The 20354-nt window shown below is 38.1% G+C and carries 19 protein-coding genes and 1 other annotated feature; of the genes, 15 read left to right on the forward strand and 4 right to left on the reverse strand.

Features of this window, described 5'->3' with window-relative positions; genetic code table 11:
* Window positions 1-10: 10 nt before the first annotated feature.
* Window positions 11-1534: a UDP-glucose--hexose-1-phosphate uridylyltransferase gene (gene galT / locus POF52_RS16455; protein WP_271993475.1), complete on the forward strand. Its 1524-nt coding sequence runs from the start codon at window positions 11-13 to the stop codon at window positions 1532-1534.
* Window positions 1535-1576: 42 nt separating this feature from the next.
* Here the strand turns inward: galT and POF52_RS16460 are convergent, their stop codons facing one another.
* Together POF52_RS16460 and POF52_RS16465 are read right to left on the reverse strand one after the other, a co-directional pair.
* Complete coding sequence (locus POF52_RS16460) at window positions 1577-2461, reverse strand: NAD(P)-dependent oxidoreductase (RefSeq protein WP_271993476.1); 885 nt, start codon at window positions 2459-2461, stop codon at window positions 1577-1579.
* 200 nt (window positions 2462-2661) lie between these two features.
* On the reverse strand, window positions 2662-2850 hold the full coding sequence (locus tag POF52_RS16465; RefSeq protein WP_013055400.1) for a YjzD family protein: 189 nt from the start codon (window positions 2848-2850) through the stop codon (window positions 2662-2664).
* 209 nt (window positions 2851-3059) lie between these two features.
* Between POF52_RS16465 and POF52_RS16470 the strand changes: the two genes are divergently transcribed.
* The 3 genes from POF52_RS16470 to POF52_RS16480 all read left to right on the forward strand — a co-directional run bounded on the left by POF52_RS16470 (window position 3060) and on the right by POF52_RS16480 (window position 5138).
* Window positions 3060-3800: a hypothetical protein gene (locus tag POF52_RS16470; RefSeq protein WP_013081744.1), complete on the forward strand. Its 741-nt coding sequence runs from the start codon at window positions 3060-3062 to the stop codon at window positions 3798-3800.
* Window positions 3801-3981: 181 nt separating this feature from the next.
* Window positions 3982-4866 carry an NAD-dependent epimerase/dehydratase family protein gene (locus POF52_RS16475; RefSeq protein WP_016763037.1) on the forward strand — a complete coding sequence of 295 codons (885 nt, stop codon included), beginning with the start codon at window positions 3982-3984 and terminating at the stop codon, window positions 4864-4866.
* Window positions 4867-4943: 77 nt separating this feature from the next.
* The gene (locus tag POF52_RS16480) at window positions 4944-5138 is read left to right on the forward strand and encodes a ComZ family protein (protein WP_013081746.1); all 195 of its coding nucleotides are present in this window, start codon (window positions 4944-4946) and stop codon (window positions 5136-5138) included.
* 28 nt (window positions 5139-5166) lie between these two features.
* On the opposite strand, the gene POF52_RS16485 is transcribed toward POF52_RS16480, so the two are convergent.
* On the reverse strand, window positions 5167-5367 hold the full coding sequence (locus POF52_RS16485; RefSeq protein ID WP_016763038.1) for a hypothetical protein: 201 nt from the start codon (window positions 5365-5367) through the stop codon (window positions 5167-5169).
* A gap of 256 nt (window positions 5368-5623) precedes the next feature.
* On the opposite strand from POF52_RS16485, the gene POF52_RS16490 reads away from it, so the two are divergent.
* The 9 genes from POF52_RS16490 (at window position 5624) to POF52_RS16530 (ending at window position 15708) form a co-directional block, all read left to right on the forward strand.
* The gene (locus tag POF52_RS16490; protein WP_013081747.1) at window positions 5624-6562 is read left to right on the forward strand and encodes a beta-ketoacyl-ACP synthase III; all 939 of its coding nucleotides are present in this window, start codon (window positions 5624-5626) and stop codon (window positions 6560-6562) included.
* A gap of 39 nt (window positions 6563-6601) precedes the next feature.
* On the forward strand, window positions 6602-7843 hold the full coding sequence (fabF, locus tag POF52_RS16495; protein WP_013055405.1) for a beta-ketoacyl-ACP synthase II: 1242 nt from the start codon (window positions 6602-6604) through the stop codon (window positions 7841-7843).
* A 106-nt stretch (window positions 7844-7949) separates the two neighbouring features.
* Window positions 7950-8723, forward strand: a complete 774-nt coding sequence (locus POF52_RS16500) for a DUF2268 domain-containing protein (RefSeq protein WP_271993477.1) — start codon at window positions 7950-7952, stop codon at window positions 8721-8723.
* Between the two features lie 226 nt (window positions 8724-8949).
* Entirely contained in the window at window positions 8950-9972 is a 1023-nt protein-coding gene (locus tag POF52_RS16505) for an ABC transporter ATP-binding protein (RefSeq protein ID WP_271993478.1), read from the forward strand.
* Window positions 9972-10955 carry an ABC transporter ATP-binding protein gene (locus POF52_RS16510; RefSeq protein WP_013081750.1) on the forward strand — a complete coding sequence of 328 codons (984 nt, stop codon included), beginning with the start codon at window positions 9972-9974 and terminating at the stop codon, window positions 10953-10955. The genes POF52_RS16505 and POF52_RS16510 overlap by 1 nt, the downstream gene beginning before the upstream one ends.
* 43 nt (window positions 10956-10998) lie before the next feature.
* The gene (gene opp4A / locus POF52_RS16515) at window positions 10999-12738 is read left to right on the forward strand and encodes an oligopeptide ABC transporter substrate-binding protein (RefSeq protein WP_176585108.1); all 1740 of its coding nucleotides are present in this window, start codon (window positions 10999-11001) and stop codon (window positions 12736-12738) included.
* 28 nt (window positions 12739-12766) lie between these two features.
* Window positions 12767-13732: an oligopeptide ABC transporter permease gene (opp4B, locus tag POF52_RS16520; protein WP_013055410.1), complete on the forward strand. Its 966-nt coding sequence runs from the start codon at window positions 12767-12769 to the stop codon at window positions 13730-13732.
* A gap of 11 nt (window positions 13733-13743) precedes the next feature.
* Entirely contained in the window at window positions 13744-14658 is a 915-nt protein-coding gene (opp4C, locus tag POF52_RS16525; RefSeq protein ID WP_013081753.1) for an oligopeptide ABC transporter permease, read from the forward strand.
* 300 nt (window positions 14659-14958) lie between these two features.
* Window positions 14959-15708, forward strand: coding sequence for a YjbA family protein (locus POF52_RS16530; RefSeq protein WP_016763046.1), 750 nt, complete (start codon window positions 14959-14961; stop codon window positions 15706-15708).
* Between the two features lie 29 nt (window positions 15709-15737).
* On the opposite strand, the gene trpS is transcribed toward POF52_RS16530, so the two are convergent.
* Window positions 15738-16727, reverse strand: coding sequence for a tryptophan--tRNA ligase (gene trpS / locus POF52_RS16535; protein ID WP_026106503.1), 990 nt, complete (start codon window positions 16725-16727; stop codon window positions 15738-15740).
* Window positions 16728-16803: 76 nt separating this feature from the next.
* Window positions 16804-17008: a binding site (T-box leader), on the reverse strand.
* 666 nt (window positions 17009-17674) lie between these two features.
* Between trpS and POF52_RS16540 the strand changes: the two genes are divergently transcribed.
* A complete protein-coding gene (locus POF52_RS16540; protein ID WP_013081756.1) occupies window positions 17675-19321 on the forward strand; it encodes a peptide ABC transporter substrate-binding protein in 1647 nt (548 codons plus the stop codon).
* Between the two features lie 97 nt (window positions 19322-19418).
* Window positions 19419-20354, forward strand: a complete 936-nt coding sequence (locus tag POF52_RS16545; protein ID WP_013055415.1) for an ABC transporter permease — start codon at window positions 19419-19421, stop codon at window positions 20352-20354.

The following is a 20354-nucleotide window of genomic DNA, read 5'->3' on the forward strand; positions in this document are numbered from 1 at the left end:
GAACGAGTGTATGTCAGTCAACATTCATGAAGAAATCGCCCGACTTATTCAATATGGTTTACAAAAGAATCTATTAACAAAATGGGATATAGATGTGGTGAGAAATAAACTGCTGGAAGTGTTAAAGCTCGACGAATGTATTATAGTAGAAGTCAAAGAAGAACGTCTGGAACATCCAGCTGCTATTTTAGACAACATGCTTGATTGGGCTGCAGAAAACAATCGAATCGCCGAGAATTCTATCACGTATAGAGATTTATTCGATACCAAAATAATGGGATGCTTTGCAAGCATGCCTTCAGAGGTTAATCGGACATTTTATGAACACTATCAGCAAAGCCCCCAAAAAGCCACAAGCTATTATTATAAGCTGTCAAAAGACATTCACTATATTCGCAGAGACCGAATTGCTAAAAACGAAAGATGGGTAACAAACACTGACTTTGGAGAACTTGAAATTACTATCAACTTATCCAAGCCGGAAAAAGATCCAAAAGCAATTGCAGCAAGCAAATCATTGAAGGAAAGCAACTATCCGCTGTGTCTGCTCTGTAAAGAAAATGCTGGTTATGCAGGTCGTATTAACCACCCAGCTCGTCAAAATCATCGGATTATTCCTGTGGAATTACAGGAAGAGCTGTGGTACATGCAGTTTTCACCTTATGTTTATTATAATGAACATGCCATTGTTTTTGCGAGTGAACATACACCCATGCATATTTCAAAGCAAACGTTTAAGCGGCTGCTTGCCTTCGTTGAACAATTTCCACATTATTTTTTAGGATCAAATGCAGATCTACCCATCGTAGGAGGATCTATTTTAACTCATGACCACTTTCAAGGCGGCTATCATGATTTTCCTATGGCTAAAGCAAAAATAAATAAATTGTTCTCTCTTAAAGCATATCCAGACGTGAAAGCTGGAATTGTTCATTGGCCGATGTCGGTCGTTCGTCTTCAAAGTTCGCACCTTACACCATTAGTAGAAGCAGCGGATTTCATTTTGAAGAAATGGAAATCATATAGTGATCAAAGTGCTGATATTTTAGCTTTTACAGATCAAACTCCTCACAACACGGTCACGCCTATTGCTAGGAAAAGAGGGGATTTATACGAATTAGATTTAGTACTGCGAAACAATCGAACAAACGGCAAACATCCAGGTGGCATTTATCATCCGCATGCAGAAGTTCATCATATCAAAAAAGAGAACATAGGTTTAATCGAAGTAATGGGGCTTGCGGTTTTACCCGGTCGTTTGAAAGACGAAATGAGTCTAGTGGCCAAAGGGTTAGTTCAGAATAACCTGAACGAGTTAGCCAGCAGACATGATCAAGTGCAAAAACACGTAAAATGGGCCGAACAAATCGAGAAAAAATATCCACATATTGAAGAGCAAAATGTCCAAAGCATTCTCCAACAAGAGCTCGGTTTGGTCTTTGCAACTATTTTAGAACATGCAGGTGTGTTTAAACAAAACACTGAAGGGCAGCTCGCATTCAGTCGTTTTATGAATTCGTTAAATGAAGCGTAAATCATTAATAAAAACAGGCAGCTCGTAATGAGCTGCCTGCTTTTATACAGTTAGGGCATGCTGTTTTAAAAGGGTATACAGAGCCTGTGTTCCTTTATTATCATCGCCTTGTTTTTCGAGCTGTTCATAAAGCGATTTTGCTAACTTTAGCCCTGGTGTATACAGCTCCATTTCTTCAGCTGATTCAATGGCAATTTTCATATCTTTAATAAAGTGTTTAATATAAAAACCTGGTTCGAAGTCTCCTTTAATCATGCGAGGAGCTAAATTGCTTAACGACCAGCTTCCAGCTGCTCCTGTTTCAATACTTTTTAAAACGGTGTTTGGATCTAACCCAGCTCTTTCAGCATAGAGTATCGCTTCACACACGCCCATCATATTAGAGGCAATAGCAATTTGATTGCACATTTTTGTATGTTGACCAGCACCAGAACTTCCTTGAAGAACGATATTTGTTCCCATTTTTTCAAGAATAGGCGTAACGGCAGAGAATGCTTCAGAATCCCCTCCTACCATAATCGCTAATGTTGCTTTCTGAGCCCCAATATCCCCTCCTGAAACAGGAGCGTCAAGTGCATGAATGTGCTTCTCTTTTGCTGCTTGATAAATCTCACGAGCAAGTATAGGGCTTGATGTCGTCATATCAATTGTATAGCAGCCTTTCTTTGCATTATGTATAATGCCGTCTTTGCCTAAATAAATCTCTTTTACATCGTGAGGATAGCCTACCATGGTGATAATAACATCAGATTGTTCGGCGACTTCTTGAACGGTTTCTTTCCAGTTGGCCCCTTTTTCAAGTAGTGCTTGAGCACGAGCTTTTGTTCGCGTATAAACAAGGACTTCATATCCTGCGTCAATTAAATGCTCGGCCATGCTTTGACCCATAACGCCTGTTCCGATAAAACCAATTTTTTCTTTAGTCACAGCAGTATTCACTCCTATAATTAATAGTTTGATTATTCTAAAATTATATAGTTAAAGGTTAGGATAATCAATGATTATGAATGTATATAAATGTAAAAAAGCTTCAATCATTCGTTTTGAATACGAGTTAACGAAAGAAATTGCTGAGAAGAGCTTATGCCAAAAGATAAAAAAAGCGCTGGCTTTACAGCCAACACTTTTTAGTGATGATTATTTGCTGGTTTATTCGGTACACCCAGTTCTCCAATCAAAATTACAACTAGCGTGAAAACTACTCCAAGGATGGAAGCGGTTGCGAAACTGTAAGTACCGCCCGTCATTGCAGAGATTACGTACACTGCCATATTCATTAGTAAAAAGCCCCAAACAAAAGCCATTACGACACGCATTCTATTCACCTCGTTTACAGTACAGTTTGATTTCATTTTAGCATATAGCAGTCAAATAAGAAATTGAATTTTTTATGAATAAATAAGGGGCGTGTTCCCATGCAGAAACAAAAGAGCAATAAGTCAGAAATAGGCATTATTCTAGTGCGCTTTTTGATGGTTCTATCATACACTGTATGGAACAACTAGTAAGTTACGGAGGAAGAGCTATGATACATCGACGCTTTTTTAGCTTAGATACGCAATGGAATGTCGTACATGTCCCTGAACGACCGAATGGTTTCGGTGTGTTAGTATTGGGTGATAAAGATCATTTTGTTGAAAGTTCAACTAGCTTATGGATTCAGCACGGCGGAAGGTCACAGCTGTTGCAATGTTTACAAGATGAAGGATACACAGTATTTTATTCCAATTTATATGGCCGGCATTGGGGGTCTCCTGAAGCATATCACCTTGCAAAACAACTTTATCATTTAGTAATGAAACAAGAAATTTTAAATAAACGAATTCATATTTTAGCTGAAGGAATGGGGGCTCTGTTAGCGCTGCAGCTAATGGAAAATGACGGGAATACGTTCGTTCGATCAGCTGGTTTACTAAATCCATGTATTGATCTTCATACGCATGCAGAACATGAAAAAAACAATAAATTCTTTTATAAACAATTCACGAAGGACTTGACTCAAGCTTATAAAGTGGAGCGGAAGCAAGTATCAAAGTTAATTAAGGAGTACCCTTCTGTTACAGAATTAAAATCAACGCTGCCCGTGAAGATATGGACGGCGCCTAATGCCTCTACTCATTATCCAATTGCACACAGTAAAAAATATGAACTACATCGTGAAGAACTTCACTCTCCGATTATGCTTTCACTTTATTTACCGGAAAAAAACTATTTGTTTGAACGGTCCCTTCTCCAATTTTATAAACAGCATGAAAAAGTGTTATAAGCAAAGCTTCTATGATTATACATATCATAGGGGCTTTTTGTATAAGAGATAAAATGAAAAAAGAGTTCATGATGCTTTTACAGATGAGCTTCTTTGAAATAAGGAATGAGTGCCCTCTATAACTATAGGGATTTAAGCTTTTTGTTAAATAAATGATGAATGAAGAATTGGAGGAAGCGATATGGGAAATGTAGTAGTAATAGGGGCAAACCGCTTTATTGGTTTTCATTTATGTATGGCTTTTTTAGATGAAGGTACAGAAGTAAAAGGGTATACACATTCTGCTCATAAAGAAGAAGATGATTTGCAGGAAGAGATGAAATTTTTCTTAGGGCGAAACGCTAATTATGCATCGACTGAAGTAGGAGAGTCATTAGATATGATTACCTCAGAAACGGATGTTGTCTACTTTACGTATTTCGATGGAGGAGACTTTTATCATCCTGATTTTTTAAGACAAGAAATGCAAAAAGCGCAGCAAGTGCTCATTCAAGCGCTTAACAAATGCCGTCAATTCAACATTCGATTTGTGTTTGTTTCTACCATGCGCGTATTTGGAGACCAGCAGCGAAAGATTGAAGAAACAACGATTCCAGAACCGGACAGTAGTGAAGGAAGGCTATACGTTCATTTTGAGCGAATGATAGAAAAATATAAAGATGATGGATGGCCCATTATAATTGTCAGAACGCCGACTCTTTACGGACCTTGGCAGCCTTTGTCAATGTGCTATTCCAAAAATATTGCCGGGTACGAAGAGGCTTTTGACATTATGGAAGGCACGGATTTTATTATTTATATTGAAGATGCCGTCAGTGCACTTAGACGCTGTAAAACTGCTGCATATTCATATGAAGTGGTTCATTTAGTTGAAGAAAAGTTACAGCCTTGGAGCGCAGGAGCAAACATTACTCATATGGAGGTGAAGGAGGAAGCGGCTCAAGAAAAATATGAAATCAGCAGGAAAGCGAAAGAACTGCTGCATTTTTCTTCAAAAGTAACGGCTAAAGAAGGCATTTATCTGCAAAAAAAACATATGAGAACATTCTTTTTACCTCTTCATTAAAAGGAGAAAGTTGTACTTATAGAATAGATTCGCTAATATAAGGAGGAATAAATGTTTTTAATAAAGGAGATTTCACTATGGAAGAGCAAAATATGCAATTCATGCAAATTGCAATGAAGTACTTGCCAGAAGCAAAACAGATCTTAGATGAAACAGGCGTTGAGTTATCAATGGAACACGTACAGCCGGTATTGACATTACTAACAAAAGTAATGAACGATGCCTATGAGCTTGGCAAGCAAGATGCATTAGCTGAAAATGAAAACAACTAAAGAAAACAGCTCGGTAGAATCCGAGCTGTTATTTTTGTTTGGAAAATAAATCGACTAAAGGGGCAAACTGTTTAAGAAGAGGAGCTAGTTCTTCGACGGCGAGTACAATTTCATCGATTTGTTTAAATAATCGTTCCCACTCCTCTCGCTCTCTTTCTTCTTTTGATTTTCTGCGCCCAGCTCCAAACATAAAATCAGAAAAACCTTCATTTCTTTGTCTTCTTGCCATGATACTCATTCCTTTCACTATTTTAATGGCGGGTAAGTTCTTACCTAATGTCCCATACTAGAGTAAGAGGGTCCCGTATGATTACTATATGTAGCATGATAGATACCTGAGTAGGACGAACACCTATATAGACAAAAAATAAAAAATGAAGTAAAATTAGTACCAACTCATAATAATTGATTATATAATCGATAAATGAAATGACGGATATAGGTTTTATAGGAATATAAGCCTTTTATTTAAAGGAGAGGTTGATATGAACGCTGGTGTTCTAGGAATTGGACGTTATGTACCAGAGAAAGTTGTAACAAATTTAGATCTTGAAAAAGTAATGGATACATCAGATGAGTGGATTCGTACGCGCACAGGTATTCAAGAGCGCCGAATTGCAGCCGATAACGAGGACACATCTGATTTAGCTTATAAAGCAGCAGTTGAAGCTTTACATAAAGCTAACGTCGAGGCAGAAGATATTGACATGATCATTGTTGCTACGGTAACGCCAGATCAACCGTTTCCTACAGTATCATGTATGCTACAAGAAAAATTGGGAGCAAAAAAAGCAGCTTCTTACGATGTGAGTGCCGCATGTGCAGGGTTTATGTACGGCATGATTACAGCTAAGCAATTTATTGAAACCAATGCTTACAAGCATATATTAGTGGTCGGTGTAGAAAAGCTTTCTAAGATTACAGATTGGGACGACCGTAACACGGCTGTTTTATTCGGAGACGGAGCAGGTGCAGTTGTAATGGGACCTGTATCAGAAGGACGAGGTATTTTATCCTTTGAACTAGGGTCGGACGGTACGGGAGGCAAGCACTTGTATCAAAACGAGCTTGATCATATTGTCATGAACGGACGTGAAGTATTTAAGTTTGCTGTTCGACAAATGGGGGAATCTGCTGTTAATGTAATTGAAAAAGCAGGTTTAACAAAAGAGGATGTTGATTTTCTCGTACCTCATCAAGCGAATATTCGTATTATGGAAGCTGCAAGACAGCGATTAGACTTGCCAGAAGAAAAAATGTCTAAAACAATCCAATACTACGGCAATACATCAGCAGCATCGATTCCAATTTCAATTGTTCATGAGCTTGAAGCAGGGAAAATTCAAGATGATGATTTAATTGTAATGGTTGGCTTCGGAGGCGGCTTAACATGGGGAGCTATTGCTATTAGATGGGGAAAATAACACTACATTTTTAAAGCAACTGAAGGAGATGAATGTACGATGAATAAAAAACGTGTAGTTGTAACAGGACTTGGTGGGCTTACACCAATTGGAAATGACGTAGAAACAGCTTGGAAAAACGCAGTAGCAGGCGTGTCTGGCGTTGGTCCTTTAACAAGACTAGATGCAGATGAATTCCCGGCTAAAGTAGCGGCTGAAGTAAAAGATTTTAACGTGGAAGATTTTATTGACCGCAAAGAGGCTCGTAAGATGGATCGCTTTACTCAATATGCAATGGTAGCTGCATTGGCGGCTGTTAAAGATGCGGATTTGACTATTACAGAAGAAATTGCTCCAAACGTCGGCGTTTGGATTGGTTCTGGAATTGGCGGTATGGAAACGTTTGAAAACCAATATTCAACGTTATTAGAAAAAGGTGCCCGCCGTGTAAGTCCATTCTTCATTCCGATGATGATTCCTGATATGGCAACAGGACAAGTTTCGATTGCTTTAGGGGCGAAAGGCGTGAACTCTTGTACGGTAACGGCATGTGCAACAGGTACAAACTCTATTGGTGATGCGTTTAAAGTCATTCAACGCGGAGATGCAGACGTGATGGTGACGGGCGGTACGGAAGCGCCAATCACGCGTTTATCTATTGCTGGTTTCTGTGCGAATAAAGCACTTTCTACAAATCCAGATCCTGCAACAGCATCTCGTCCGTTTGATAAAGACCGCGACGGCTTCGTTATGGGAGAAGGTGCGGGTGTTATTGTGCTTGAAGAGCTTGAACATGCACTAGCGCGCGGCGCACGTATTTATGCTGAAATTGTGGGCTATGGTTCAACAGGAGATGCTCACCATATCACAGCGCCAGCTCCAGGAGGAGAAGGCGGCGTTCGTGCAATGCGTCATGCGATTGAAGATGCAGGCCTACAGCCAAGTGATATTGATTACATCAATGCTCACGGTACAAGTACAGGATACAATGATAAATTTGAAACAATGGCTATTAAAGAAGTATTTGGCGACCACGCTCAAAAAGTAGCAATTAGTTCAACAAAGTCAATGACTGGCCACTTGTTAGGAGCTGCTGGCGGAGTAGAAGCTATTTTTAGTGTGAAGGCAATTCAAGACGGTATTCTTCCTCCAACAATTAACTATCAAACACCTGATGAAGAGTGCGATTTAGACTACATTCCAAACAAAGCGCGTAAGCAAGAAGTAAAAGCGGTGCTAAGCAACTCACTTGGATTTGGCGGTCACAATGCAACAATCATCTTTAAAAAATACGAAGCATAATGAAAAATTCTAGGCTGATGCCTAGAATTTTTTTTATTTTTAATAACCAAAAGAGTAGCTGTGAACATATCATGAAACAAAAGGAAGAAGAAAGTGAGGGGAAAAAATGCCGATTGTTTCAACTTCTACTTGGACAGAGCCGAAAGAAATAAGCCGTTATCTTGCGCGCTATTTTAAGAAATTAAAAGAAAAAGAATATATGGAATTACTTTTTAACTATGGAATGTGTCCGCCTTCTTTAATGTTTATAAAAGAATTAGAAGAAATGAAGAAAAGACAGGTTTGGAAGAAAGTTAAAGCACATTATGAGAAGCTTAAAAAAGCATGGAATGGGCCCGATGTAGCGGTGCTAGTGCTTCCAAGCAATCCTAGAAATCGAAAAATGCAGCGTGAATTTAATGGAAGAGCAGGTGTCGCTTTTACCGATAAATTATTTGTGTTTATGACAAGTCATACATCCGATGAAGAAATGTTAGCGGTGCTTACCCATGAATACCATCACGTTTGCAGGCTAAAAGCCATTAATAAATCTGATGAAACGATTACTTTGTTAGACGCTATGATGATGGAAGGGTTAGCTGAAAGAGCTGTAGAGGAGTATTGTGGTAAAAAATATTTAGCTCCGTGGACAAATTATTATACCATTGAAGAAGCTAAAAAAATGTGGGAAAAGCATGTTAAATCTTATTACAATCTGCGCGCCGACGAAAAGAAATATGATCAACTGTTATTCGGCCAAAATTGGTATCCAGAAATGATGGGCTACAATATTGGTTATCATCTTGTTACTTCATGTATGAAGCCTCACACTTTAACTACTACCCAGCTGCTTCCTCTTAGCACCAATACTATCTTAAAAAAATCTGCGTTCCAACTGTAAAAAAACAAGTTCTATATACCTAAAGTTAAAAATAGTAAATTTTATCCTATTTCCAACAAAAAATTAGGAGGTTTATGCGTTAAATTGCCGAAGAGATATTCAGAAATCATTATTTTAAAAATAAAAAATATAATTAATTTTCAAAAAATATTGATTTTGTAATGAAATTGTAATAATATCTTATTCAAATATAACAATTTTTAGAAAAATGAGGTGTGCACTATAAATGGATAAAAAGCCCGTCGAATTAACACCTTTACTAGAAGTGAAAAATTTACAAACTGCTTTTTCCATTAATGATTCCTGGCATAATGCTGTGGACGACGTGTCGTTTCAAGTCGGACGAAAGCGAATTATAGGGGTTGTAGGAGAATCTGGCTGTGGAAAAAGCGTATTGTCTTTATCCGTCATTGGGCTATTACCTAAAGTAAATAGTCAAATTAGAAGCGGAAGCGTTTTATTTAACGGAAAGAATCTTACGCACTTATCAGAAGATGAGATGAATGATGTTCGGGGGAAAGATATCTCAATGATTTTCCAAGAACCAATGACATCCCTTAATCCTGTGTTAACCATTGGGTATCAGCTGCAGGAAGTATTGTTTAACCATATGAATATATCGAAAGCGGAAGCGCGTGAAAAAAGCATTGCGCTTTTAAAAAGCGTTGGTATTTCGAGATCCGAAAAGCTCATCGATGAATATCCGCATCAGCTGTCAGGAGGAATGAGGCAGCGTGTCATGATTGCCATGGCGGTAGCTTGTCGGCCTAAACTTTTAATTGCTGATGAGCCGACAACGGCCCTAGATGTTACGGTTCAAGCTCAAATTTTAGAATTGCTAAAAGAAATTCAAGAAAGCAATGATATGTCTATTATTATGATTACACATGATTTAGGAGTAGTTGCTGAGATGTGTGATGAAGTGATTGTCATGTATGGCGGAAAAATTGTGGAGCATACAGATGTTGATACGTTATTTTATGCCCCAAAACATCCGTACACGAAAGCGCTTCTTCACTCAATTCCACGCATGGAAGATGATGTAGAAGTATTAAATACGATCAAAGGAATTGTGCCTTCTCTTGTAAACATGCCGCGGACAGGCTGTCGTTTCGTTAACCGATGTCCTCATGCAATGGAAGACTGCAGTTCCGTTACGCCTGTTCTTCGCCAGGATTCACAGGGGCATGATGTCGCATGTCTGCTGTATAAAAATAGCTATCCGTCAAAAGGAGTGAAGACAAGCTAATGACTAAAGCAGTGAAAGATGTATTGCTAGAAGTTCAGCATTTAAAAACCTACTATCCTATTCACGGCGGATTTTTCCGAAAGAAAATTGGTGATGTAAAAGCAGTTGACGGTATTTCTTTTGCTATTCGAAAAGGAGAAACGCTCGGTCTAGTAGGAGAATCTGGCTGTGGAAAATCCACGGCAGGAAGAACGATTCTAAGACTGTTGGAACCAACTAGCGGAAAAATTATTTTCGATGGTAAAGATATCACAGAAGCAAAAGGAACTTCTCTCCGTAAAATTAGACAAGATTTTCAAATGGTTTTTCAAGATCCCTATGCTTCCCTCAACCCAATGCAAATGGTTGGAAATGTTATTTCTGAACCAATTCGGAATTTCACAGGAAAATCAACCAATCAATTAAAATCAGAAGTTATGAATCTACTTACAAAAGTAGGGTTACCGGAAGATGCATACTATAAATATCCTCACGAATTTTCCGGTGGACAGCGTCAGCGGATTGGAATTGCACGTGCACTTGCACTTCGTCCAAAACTTATTATTGCTGATGAACCGGTATCGGCACTCGACGTTTCTGTCCAATCACAAGTTTTAAACCTTCTAAAAGAACTTCAACAAGAATTCGACCTAACCTTTTTATTTATTGCCCATGATTTGAGTGTTGTTAAACATATGAGTGATCGTATCGGTGTTATGTACCTAGGCGGTTTAGTGGAAATTGCTGATAAGAAAAGTCTGTACGCAGAGCCATTGCACCCTTATACGCAAGCGCTTGTATCGGCTATACCTGAACCAGATCCGCGAAAGAAAAAACAGCGTATTATTTTACAGGGAGATGTGCCAAGTCCAATTGATCCGCCAAAAGGCTGTGCGTTTCATCCTCGCTGTATACATGCAATGGCGGAGTGCAGCCAAACGAAACCTGCCTTAAAGGAGGTGAGACCTGGCCATCAAGTAGCTTGCCATTTATATAACTCGTAAAAGCTACATACGAACAGATTATTAGTTAAATAGGGGGAACGTCATGATGAAAAAGAAATCGTTTTTATCACTTGTTTCCATTTTGCTTGTGCTATCGCTTTTTCTAGCGGCATGCAGCGGTGGAAGCAGTTCTTCATCTTCTAGTAATAAAGAAGGCGGAGAAACAAAAACTGAAGGTGCAAAAACAGACAAGCCAAAAGATGGGGGAACGATTACGTATGGGATTGACGGAGCGCCGGAAGGGCTTTTTGAGTACGCATTGTATGGTAGTGCATATGATAGCCAAATCTTAGAATTTATCAATGAAGGTCTCTTTACTTATGATAAGAAATTAAAAATTAAATCTGACTTAGCTACTTGGAACGTGAGTGGTGATAAACTAACTTACACGTTTAAATTAAAAAAGGGGATTAAGTGGCATAACGGAGATCCATTAACTGCAGATGATTTTAAATATACGTATGAAACGATTGCCGATAAAGACTATACAGGTCCACGCTATGTAAACGTTGAGCACATTAAAGGCGCTCAAGAATATCACGACGGCAAAGCGGATTCTATTTCCGGAGTTGAAGTAGTAGATCCACAAACATTTAAAGTAACGTTTAAAGAAGTTCGTGTAAATAACTTAGACAATCTATGGCCGTATCCAATGCCGAAAAAGTACTACGAAGGAATTGCTGTAAAAGATCTTGCAGAGTCCAAACAAGTTCGTAAAGAGCCTATTGGTGTTGGACCGTTTAAAGTGAAAAAAGTAGTAGCAAGTGAATATGTCCAAATGGAACGTAATGATGATTATTGGAAAGGTAAACCTCACCTTGATGGTGTTGTTGTAAAAGTACTGGATCCATCTGTTTCCGCCGGAGCATTGAAAAAAGGCGATGTCGACATTATGGATGTTCGCCCAGCTGATCTAGGGCAAGTTGAAAAAGCAGAAAACTTAGACTTTTTGGAAGGGAAATCAACTAGTTATTCGTATATTGGTCTACGATTTGGACATCGTGATCAAAAAGCTGGTAAAAACGTAGATGATTACGAAAAGTTCAAAGATCTAAAATTTCGTCAAGCATTGCTTTATGCAATAGATAGAAAAGCAATGGTAAAAGCATTTATGAACGACAAAGCGGTTGTTTCTAACACAGTTATTCCGTCTGTATTCTGGATTGCTGCTGACCAAAAAGATTTAACAAAGTACAAGTATAGTCCTGAAAAAGCTAAAAAATTATTAGCTGAAGCTGGTTATAAAGACAAGAATAATGACGGTTTTGTAGAAGATCCAAACGGAAAACCATTTACGATTTCATTCGGTCACTATGCTGGTCCAGCCAACTTCGAGGGGCGTGCGAAGGCTATTATGCAAGCATGGAATGATATTGGTATTAAAACAAAATTAGCAACGGGTTCACTTGTTGAATTTAACTTGTACAATGAAATGAAAGATAACGACGATAAGGCGTTAGAAGCGTTCTTTGGTTCTTGGGACACTGGTTCAGATCCAGATCCTACAGGATTATGGAGCTCTGATGCTGAATGGAACTATGGACGTTGGGTAAATAAGGAATCTGATGAAATGCTTAAAGACGGTTTGAGTGAAAAATCATTTGATGATAAATACCGTAAAGATGTATATGTAAAATGGCAAAAATTCTTTAATGAGCAGCTGCCAGCACTTCCTTTATGGGAAAATATCAATATTTATGCTGTGAATAAGCGTGTGAAAAACGTAACTCTAGATCCATCAACGGTAGTTGTAGATCCGGAGAAATGGTCTGTAACGGAATAAGTATTTTACATGTAAAGGAGAGTCAACGATGCTGCAATACTCACTAAGACGTATTTTAGGGATGATTCCAATGTTGATTCTGATCTCCTTTGTTGTGTTTTCCCTGGCAAAAATGATGCCAGGGGACCCTTTTGGGGGAGAAATCAACCCTAGTAATACAGATCCAAAATACATTGAGGAAATGCGTGATAAGCTAGGATATAACGATCCTATCTACGTTCAATATTGGAACTGGGTAAAGGGAGTGGCACAAGGAGATTTAGGAAAGTCAACAACTCATAAGTTACCGACATTAGATATTATTTTAGAGCGTATGCCTAATACTATCTTTTTAGCTTTGACTTCGCTTTTGATTACGTATGTGTTTGCATTTATTTTAGGTATGTATGCAGGAAGAAAACCGTATACCTTAGCAGATAACTTTATTGCAGGATATAATTACTTTGCATTAGCGGTTCCATCGTTTATCGCAGGGATCGTAGGCATTTATTTATTTTCCTTTCAGTTAGGTTGGTTTCCATTTAGCGGTTCTGTTGAAGTAGGATTGAAAGAGGGATCATGGGAATTTATTCAAAGTAGAATTCATCACGTTATATTACCCGCGCTGATTCTTGGCTTGATGTCGACCGCGCAGTATACCCAATTTTTGCGCAATGATATTATTGAAAACAGTCGCAAAGATTTTGTGCGCACTGCTAGAGCAAAAGGGACAAAAGAATCTAAAATTTATAATGTTCATATCCTACGCAACTCAATGATTCCGCTTATTACGTTTTTAGGGTTTGATCTTGTAACAATCATTAGCGGTTCTATCATTACAGAGACGATTTTTACGTATCCGGGAATTGGAAAATTGTTTGTTGACTCTGTAGCAACTCGTGACTACTCAGTTATGATGTCGCTTACAATGTTGTTTTCAATTTTAACACTGGTTGGGAATCTGGTTGCTGATTTGTTATACGGCGTAGCAGATCCGCGTATTCGTTTGGATTAGGAGGAGAAAGTATGGAAATTGTAACGAAAAAAGATGTACAGCCAGAAGTGAATATGAAAGCTCCTAAAAACCTTTCTCCATGGGCGATTGCGCGAAAGAAGTTTGTTAAAAATAAACTAGCCATGATAAGTTTAGCTTTCATGATTGTGATTACGCTTCTTGCCATTTTTGCACCGCTGCTTACAAAAGCAGATATTACACGTATCGACTATATGGCGATGAATGCAGCGCCTTCTAGTGAGCATTGGTTTGGAACGGATACAAATGGGCGAGACGTATTTGCACGTACATTGTATGGAGGGAGAACTTCGTTACTGATTGGAGTTGCCTGTACAACACTCGTTATTTTAATCGGAACTCTTATTGGTTCGATTGCGGGTTATTACGGAGGCAAAGTGGATCAATTCTTAATGCGTTTTACAGACTTTGTATTAAACTTTCCGCTAATTGTTTTCGTTGTAGTGTTAAATACAATCCTAATTGGAAAGATCTCAGGCGTTTGGACGCTCATCCTAGTTGTTAGTTTCTTAAGCTGGGGAAGTACGGCCCGGCTGGTGCGAAGCAAAGTCTTGGCTGAAAAAGAAAATGAATATGTGCTTTCAGCCGTTTCCATTGGGTGCAGCCCGTTTAAAATCATCTTTAAACATTTGCTGCCAAATGTGTTTTCAACGATTGTGGTTCAAGCCAGTTTGCAGATGGCGATCCTTATTGTGTTTGAGTCAGCGATTAGCTTTATCGGTTTTGGCGTGCCGGCTGATACGCCAAGCTGGGGGAATATGCTGACAGAAGCAAGGGAATCAGATGTGCTGCAGAATAAGCCTTGGATGTGGGTTCCGCCAGGTTTAGCTATTACATTTACGATCCTAGCTATCAACTTCATTGGTGAAGGATTAAAAGATGCTTTGAATCCCAAATCTCTTCGTTAAAAATCTATCACAAAAGTGTGATAGATTTTTTTAGGTTTGTCAGACCTCCTGACAAACCTATTAATATAGAAGAAACTCGGATTTTTTTCTGCTTATAGGGGTGAATATAGCTCATGAAGCCTTTAGCAATCATTAGCACTGGCGTTATATCTGAGCTTCGAAACAAGTGCATTTGAATAATGACCAAAAACGAAGGCATTTTACAATTAATTTTTAGAAAAATAACATCATTTGGAATAAAAATTCCTTTCTCTGCCTATACTGATGGATAACAAACAGATAGTAAGTGAGGGGTAAATTATGCTATATCTTCATGATGTATGGGTTAATTGGTTTGAAGGCGAAGAAAACGGTTATAATGTGTGTCATTTCCATGAGTGGAGAAAAGACGATTGTGTAGAACTGCTCGATCAAGCACCGTTATTAAAAGTAAATCCGCTTTTATTTCATTACATTGAAAATGATCTTTCCGAGCTACCTCAACAACTACTACAAGATGTCTATCAGAAAGCATACATTCGGAAAAATCATGAACGCACGCAGGTTGAATATTGTTTTATTGTTACAGATGGAACGAATATTTTAGCAATTGATACGATGGGATATCATATTCCGATTCGAAAAAGCCGCTTAATTCCAAGACAGGAACAGTTAGTCTATGAGATGATTGCGGATCAAGAAGAGCTAGAATATAAGTTCAGTGAAGACGAGCTGAATAAAAAAGAGCATCATATTCTTTCACCGTCTCCTGAAACGATGAGAGGACTAACACGTAAAGAACGTCAGCTAAAACAGCTGTTATTTATGGCACTTGATCAGCTACATACCACAAAAAATACAGCTCAAATCCGCTACTGGTACACGGAGTGGAATCCAACGAAGTACGAAGACATTCAAGAGATGCCGTTTCAAGACGTGTGGAGTCAGCTATACGATGAAACGAAGTCAGGGTGGTCACCGAAGCATAAATTATTATGCGAGCGCTTAGTAAAAGGACAACCTTTCTTTGAAAAACTTTGGGAAATTGAACAAGAGCCAAAAGTTAATTAAAAAAAACGACTGCATAGCAGTCGTTTTTTTTAACGTTTACGGCCAATTCCCATTGCGTTTCGCATTTTGCGAAGCATTTTATTAGCTGTTGCATTTGCTTTATCGGCACCTTGATCTAAAATATCATCTAGCTCGCTAGAATCAACTAATTCATAATATCTTTTTTGAATTGGAGCGAGTGCTTCAGCTACCACTTTGGCTGTGTCAGCTTTAAAGTCACCATAACCTTTGCCTTCGTACATCGCTTCAATGTCTTCGATTGATTTATTGGCTAGGATCGAATAAATACTTAATAAGTTTGAAATGCCTGGCTTATTTTCTTTATCGTAGCGAACAATACCTTCTGAATCCGTTACGGCACTTTTGATTTTCTTTTCAATTGTTTTAGCGTCATCCAAAAGCGTAATGAAAGCTTTTTGGTTTGGATCGGACTTGCTCATTTTTTTCGTAGGATCTTGAAGAGACATGACGCGTGCGCCCACTTTTGGAATACGTACTTCAGGAATAGTGAAGATATCATTGTATTTTTTGTTAAAGCGCTCAGCTAAGTCACGCGTTAATTCTAAATGCTGCTTTTGATCTTCCCCAACTGGAACCAAATCGGTGTTGTATAAAAGAATATCCGCTGCCATTAATGGAGGATAAGTTAGTAATCCTGCTGATACTGCTTCTTTTCCAGCGGACTTATCTTTAAACTGAGTCATACGTTCAAGTTCACCGATATACGCTACGCACTGTAACATCCATCCCGCTTCTGTGTGGGCAGGCACTTCCGATTGAATAAATAAAGTCGATTTTGCTGGATCAATTCCTACCGCTACATACAGAGCAGCAAGGCTGCGAATGTTTTTACGAAGTGCTAAACGATCTTGAGGCGTTGTAATCGCATGCTGATCTACAATACAAAAATGACAGTTATAGTCATGTTGAAGTTCAACAAATTGCTTCATCGCTCCAATGTAGTTACCTAAAGTGATTGTACCGCTTGGTTGAATACCTGAAAAAATTGTTTTCATCAAATCTTCCTTTCATCTGCACATATATGATGCTAATTTACGGATACAACATAAAAAGGCCCATCCGCTCCTAGCATAAGCTAGGGGCGAATGGACCGCGTTGCCACCCTAATTAGTACACATAATTGTGAACTATCTTTATTCATGTAACGTTGAGGTCAACGTTCAAGCTTTGCACTTGAAAGCTCCAAAGTCCATTCTGCAGGTTTCAATGTTTGTTCTCACCAGCCACAAACTCTCTGAAAATGAAAATTCTGCATACTACTCTTTTTCACAGCTTTAATTATATAGTTATTCGTTATTATAACGCGAAAAAGCAGGAATTTAAACATCTTATCGCTAAAAAGTTTTATAAGACAATTTACTGGAATTTTTCAGCGGCAAAAAAAGACAAGAACCTTTTAATTAAAGCATTTCTTGATGAAAATTTGGTGGAGGATTTGGTAAAAATCTTTTATTTAATATTTCTAATGGCTTTGTAATACTATCGTAATACCTATACTACAAAAAAGATTTTAGAAGTCTGACAAGTAGGCACAATCCTTATAAGATAAGGTTTTTTCCCCCATGACAAAAAAATACCATTAAATAATAGTATTGCAATAAATTTTTAAAATATTTATAATAGGCGTAACAAACATATTTTTTACAAAGGTATTACAATTTCTTAATTTTTCAGAAAACACAAAATAGACAATGTTTTGTTTCAATTAGCGAATTTTGTAATGAATGAGTCTTCTACATATTAAGCGCATACATTGGATTTACAGCATGTAAACAATTGATGACAGTTTCATAGAGTAGAAGAATAATTTTGCAGTGAGGTCTTTAATGCTCTACTACGCGAAAAAATAACTGATTATTTTGTATTGAAAGAGGATTAAGAAATTAGTGCATATCAAAAAAATATGGTTGCCACACAAACAAAATTTAATAGGGGGTAACACGCAATGAAGAAAAGGTTGTCGATTCTTTTCAGTTTGCTGCTTGTAATGAGCTTGTTTTTAGCTGCATGTGGATTTAACAAAGAATCTGGTGGCAGTGAAAATGCTAGCAGTGATGGCGGCGAAAAGAAAAAAGAGCAAGAGCTTCGCGTAAACATTAAAACTGAGCCTTTTTCATTAAACCCAGGCTTAGCTAATGATTCAACGTCATCAAACGTATTATTACAAACATTTGAGGGTTTAACTCGTATCGGTAAAGATGGAAAACCTGAAAATGCAATGGCGAAAGATGTGAAGGTCAGCGATGATCAAACTAAATATACGTTTACGATTCGCGACGATGCAAAATGGTCAAATGGTGACCCTGTAACAGCAAAAGATTTCGAATATGCATGGAAATGGGCGTTAGATCCTAAAAACGAATCTCAATATGCATATCAATTATACTATGTTAAAAATGCACAAGCTGCCAATGAAGGAAAAGGTTCATTAGATGATGTTGCCGTTAAAGCAACAGATGATAAAACGCTTGAGGTAACATTAGAAAACCCAACGCCATATTTCTTAGAATTAACAGCTTTCTATACGTACTTCCCAGTGAATACGAAAATTGCTGAATCAAATGAAAAATGGTACACAAATGCAGGCGAAAACTATACGTCAAACGGTCCTTTCAAGCTTAAAGCTTGGAAACATAATGACAAAATCGAGTTAGTTCCTAATGAAAACTATTGGGATAAAGATGCTGTAAAACTTAAAAAAGTTGAAATGTACATGATCAATGATAACAACACTGAACTTTCAATGTTCAAAAACGGTGAATTAGACTGGGCGGGTATGCCTACTGGTCAATTACCGGCTGATGCACTTCCTGAATTAAAGAAAGACGGTTCATTAAACATTCAAGAGATTGCAGGTACTTACTGGTACAAGTTTAATACAGAACAAAAACCTTTAGACAACGTGAACATTCGTAAAGCATTAGCTTATGCAATTGATCGTAAAGGTATTACAGAACAAATTACAAAAGACGGTTCAGTTCCAGCGATGGCGGCTGTACCACCAACAATGTTTGAAGATAACAAAAAAGGTTACTTCAAAGACAATGATGTGAAAAAAGCAAAAGAATATTTAGAAAAAGGCTTGAAAGAAATGGGCCTTAAAGATGCTTCAGAACTACCAGCAATTAAGGTTTCATACAACACGGATGAAAAACATGCAAAAATTGCACAAGCTGTTCAAGATATGTGGAAGAAAAACCTTGGCATTAAAGTACAGTTAGACAACTCTGAGTGGGCTGTTTACATTGAAAAGTTACACCAAGGAGATTATCAAGTTGGACGTATGGGCTGGCTAGGAGATTTTAACGATCCAATTAACTTCTTAGAATTGTTCCGTGATAAAAAAGGCGGAAACAATGATACAAACTGGGAAAACCCAGAATATAAAAAGTTATTAATTGACTCTCAAAAAGAAACAGATCCTAAAAAACGTCAGGCAATGTTGAAAAAAGCAGAAGGTATCTTCATGGATGAAATGCCAGTGGCACCAATCTACTTCTACACAAACGCTTGGGTACAAGACAAGCAGCTGAAAGATGTTGTGATGTCTGGACTTGGAGACATTCAGATTAAGTGGGCTCATTTTGAGTAAGTAACATCAATTGTGACAAAGGGTATATGGGGCCTGGTGCTCCATATACTTTTCTTTCTTGTGCGCGAATTTTGTAAAAATATGGAGGTGTGTCAGGGTGTTCAAATATATAGGAAAACGACTTATTTATATGTTTCTATCATTATGGCTGATCGTAACAGCAACCTTTTTCTTAATGCGTGCTGTTCCGGGAGGTCCATTCACATCAGAAAAGCAGCTTCCCCCTGAAATTCAAAAAAATCTAAATCAGTATTACGGTTTAGACCAGCCTTGGTACCATCAGTACTTTGATTATTTAACATCAATTTTAAAGTGGGATTTTGGTCCATCTTTCAAATATAAAGGCCAAACGGTAAACGATTTGATCAACGGCGGATTCCCTGTTTCATTCATGCTAGGGATGGAAGCTATTTTAATAGCAATTGCTATTGGTGTAGTACTTGGTGTTATTGCTGCTTTAAAACATAATAAGTGGCAAGATTACACGGCGATGGTTATTGCAGTTCTAGGAATCTCAGTTCCGAGTTTTATTATGGCAGCGGTATTACAATACGTTCTGGCTATGAAACTACAAATTTTTCCGGTTGCACGCTGGGAATCTTGGGCACACACGGTGTTACCAGCTCTCGCGCTCGCTTCAACCCCTATGGCATTTATCGCACGGTTAACTCGTTCGAGTATGCTTGAAGTATTAAGCAATGATTATATTCGTACAGCGAAAGCAAAAGGTTTAAGCAGAGGCGTTATTACAGTTAAGCACGCCATGCGAAATGCGATGCTTCCAGTCGTATCCTATATGGGACCTTTAGTAGCAGGGATTTTAACGGGAAGCTTTGTTATTGAAAAAATATTTGGTATCCCGGGATTAGGTTCACACTTTGTACTCAGTATCTCAAACCGAGATTATACAACGATTATGGGCGTAACGGTGTTCTACAGTATTTTACTACTTTTTTGTATCTTGCTTGTAGATATTGCATACGGATTCATTGACCCTCGAATTAAACTTACAGGTGCTAAGAAAGGAGAGTAA

The organism is Priestia sp. AB (assembly GCF_028369225.1).
Lineage (GTDB): Bacteria > Bacillota > Bacilli > Bacillales > Bacillaceae_H > Priestia > Priestia megaterium.

Bases quoted from the DNA above. Each gene is read 5' to 3' on its own strand.
- galT (WP_271993475.1), top strand. From the start codon at position 11: ATGTCAGTCAACATTCATGAAGAAATCGCCCGACTTATTCAATATGGT.
- POF52_RS16465 (WP_013055400.1), bottom strand. From the start codon at position 2,850: ATGCGTGTCGTAATGGCTTTTGTTTGGGGCTTTTTACTAATGAATATG.
- POF52_RS16470 (WP_013081744.1), top strand. From the start codon at position 3,060: ATGATACATCGACGCTTTTTTAGCTTAGATACGCAATGGAATGTCGTA.
- POF52_RS16475 (WP_016763037.1), top strand. From the start codon at position 3,982: ATGGGAAATGTAGTAGTAATAGGGGCAAACCGCTTTATTGGTTTTCAT.
- POF52_RS16480 (WP_013081746.1), top strand. From the start codon at position 4,944: ATGGAAGAGCAAAATATGCAATTCATGCAAATTGCAATGAAGTACTTG.
- POF52_RS16485 (WP_016763038.1), bottom strand. From the start codon at position 5,367: ATGGCAAGAAGACAAAGAAATGAAGGTTTTTCTGATTTTATGTTTGGA.
- POF52_RS16490 (WP_013081747.1), top strand. From the start codon at position 5,624: ATGAACGCTGGTGTTCTAGGAATTGGACGTTATGTACCAGAGAAAGTT.
- fabF (WP_013055405.1), top strand. From the start codon at position 6,602: ATGAATAAAAAACGTGTAGTTGTAACAGGACTTGGTGGGCTTACACCA.
- POF52_RS16500 (WP_271993477.1), top strand. From the start codon at position 7,950: ATGCCGATTGTTTCAACTTCTACTTGGACAGAGCCGAAAGAAATAAGC.
- POF52_RS16505 (WP_271993478.1), top strand. From the start codon at position 8,950: ATGGATAAAAAGCCCGTCGAATTAACACCTTTACTAGAAGTGAAAAAT.
- POF52_RS16510 (WP_013081750.1), top strand. From the start codon at position 9,972: ATGACTAAAGCAGTGAAAGATGTATTGCTAGAAGTTCAGCATTTAAAA.
- opp4A (WP_176585108.1), top strand. From the start codon at position 10,999: ATGATGAAAAAGAAATCGTTTTTATCACTTGTTTCCATTTTGCTTGTG.
- opp4B (WP_013055410.1), top strand. From the start codon at position 12,767: ATGCTGCAATACTCACTAAGACGTATTTTAGGGATGATTCCAATGTTG.
- opp4C (WP_013081753.1), top strand. From the start codon at position 13,744: ATGGAAATTGTAACGAAAAAAGATGTACAGCCAGAAGTGAATATGAAA.
- POF52_RS16530 (WP_016763046.1), top strand. From the start codon at position 14,959: ATGCTATATCTTCATGATGTATGGGTTAATTGGTTTGAAGGCGAAGAA.
- POF52_RS16540 (WP_013081756.1), top strand. From the start codon at position 17,675: ATGAAGAAAAGGTTGTCGATTCTTTTCAGTTTGCTGCTTGTAATGAGC.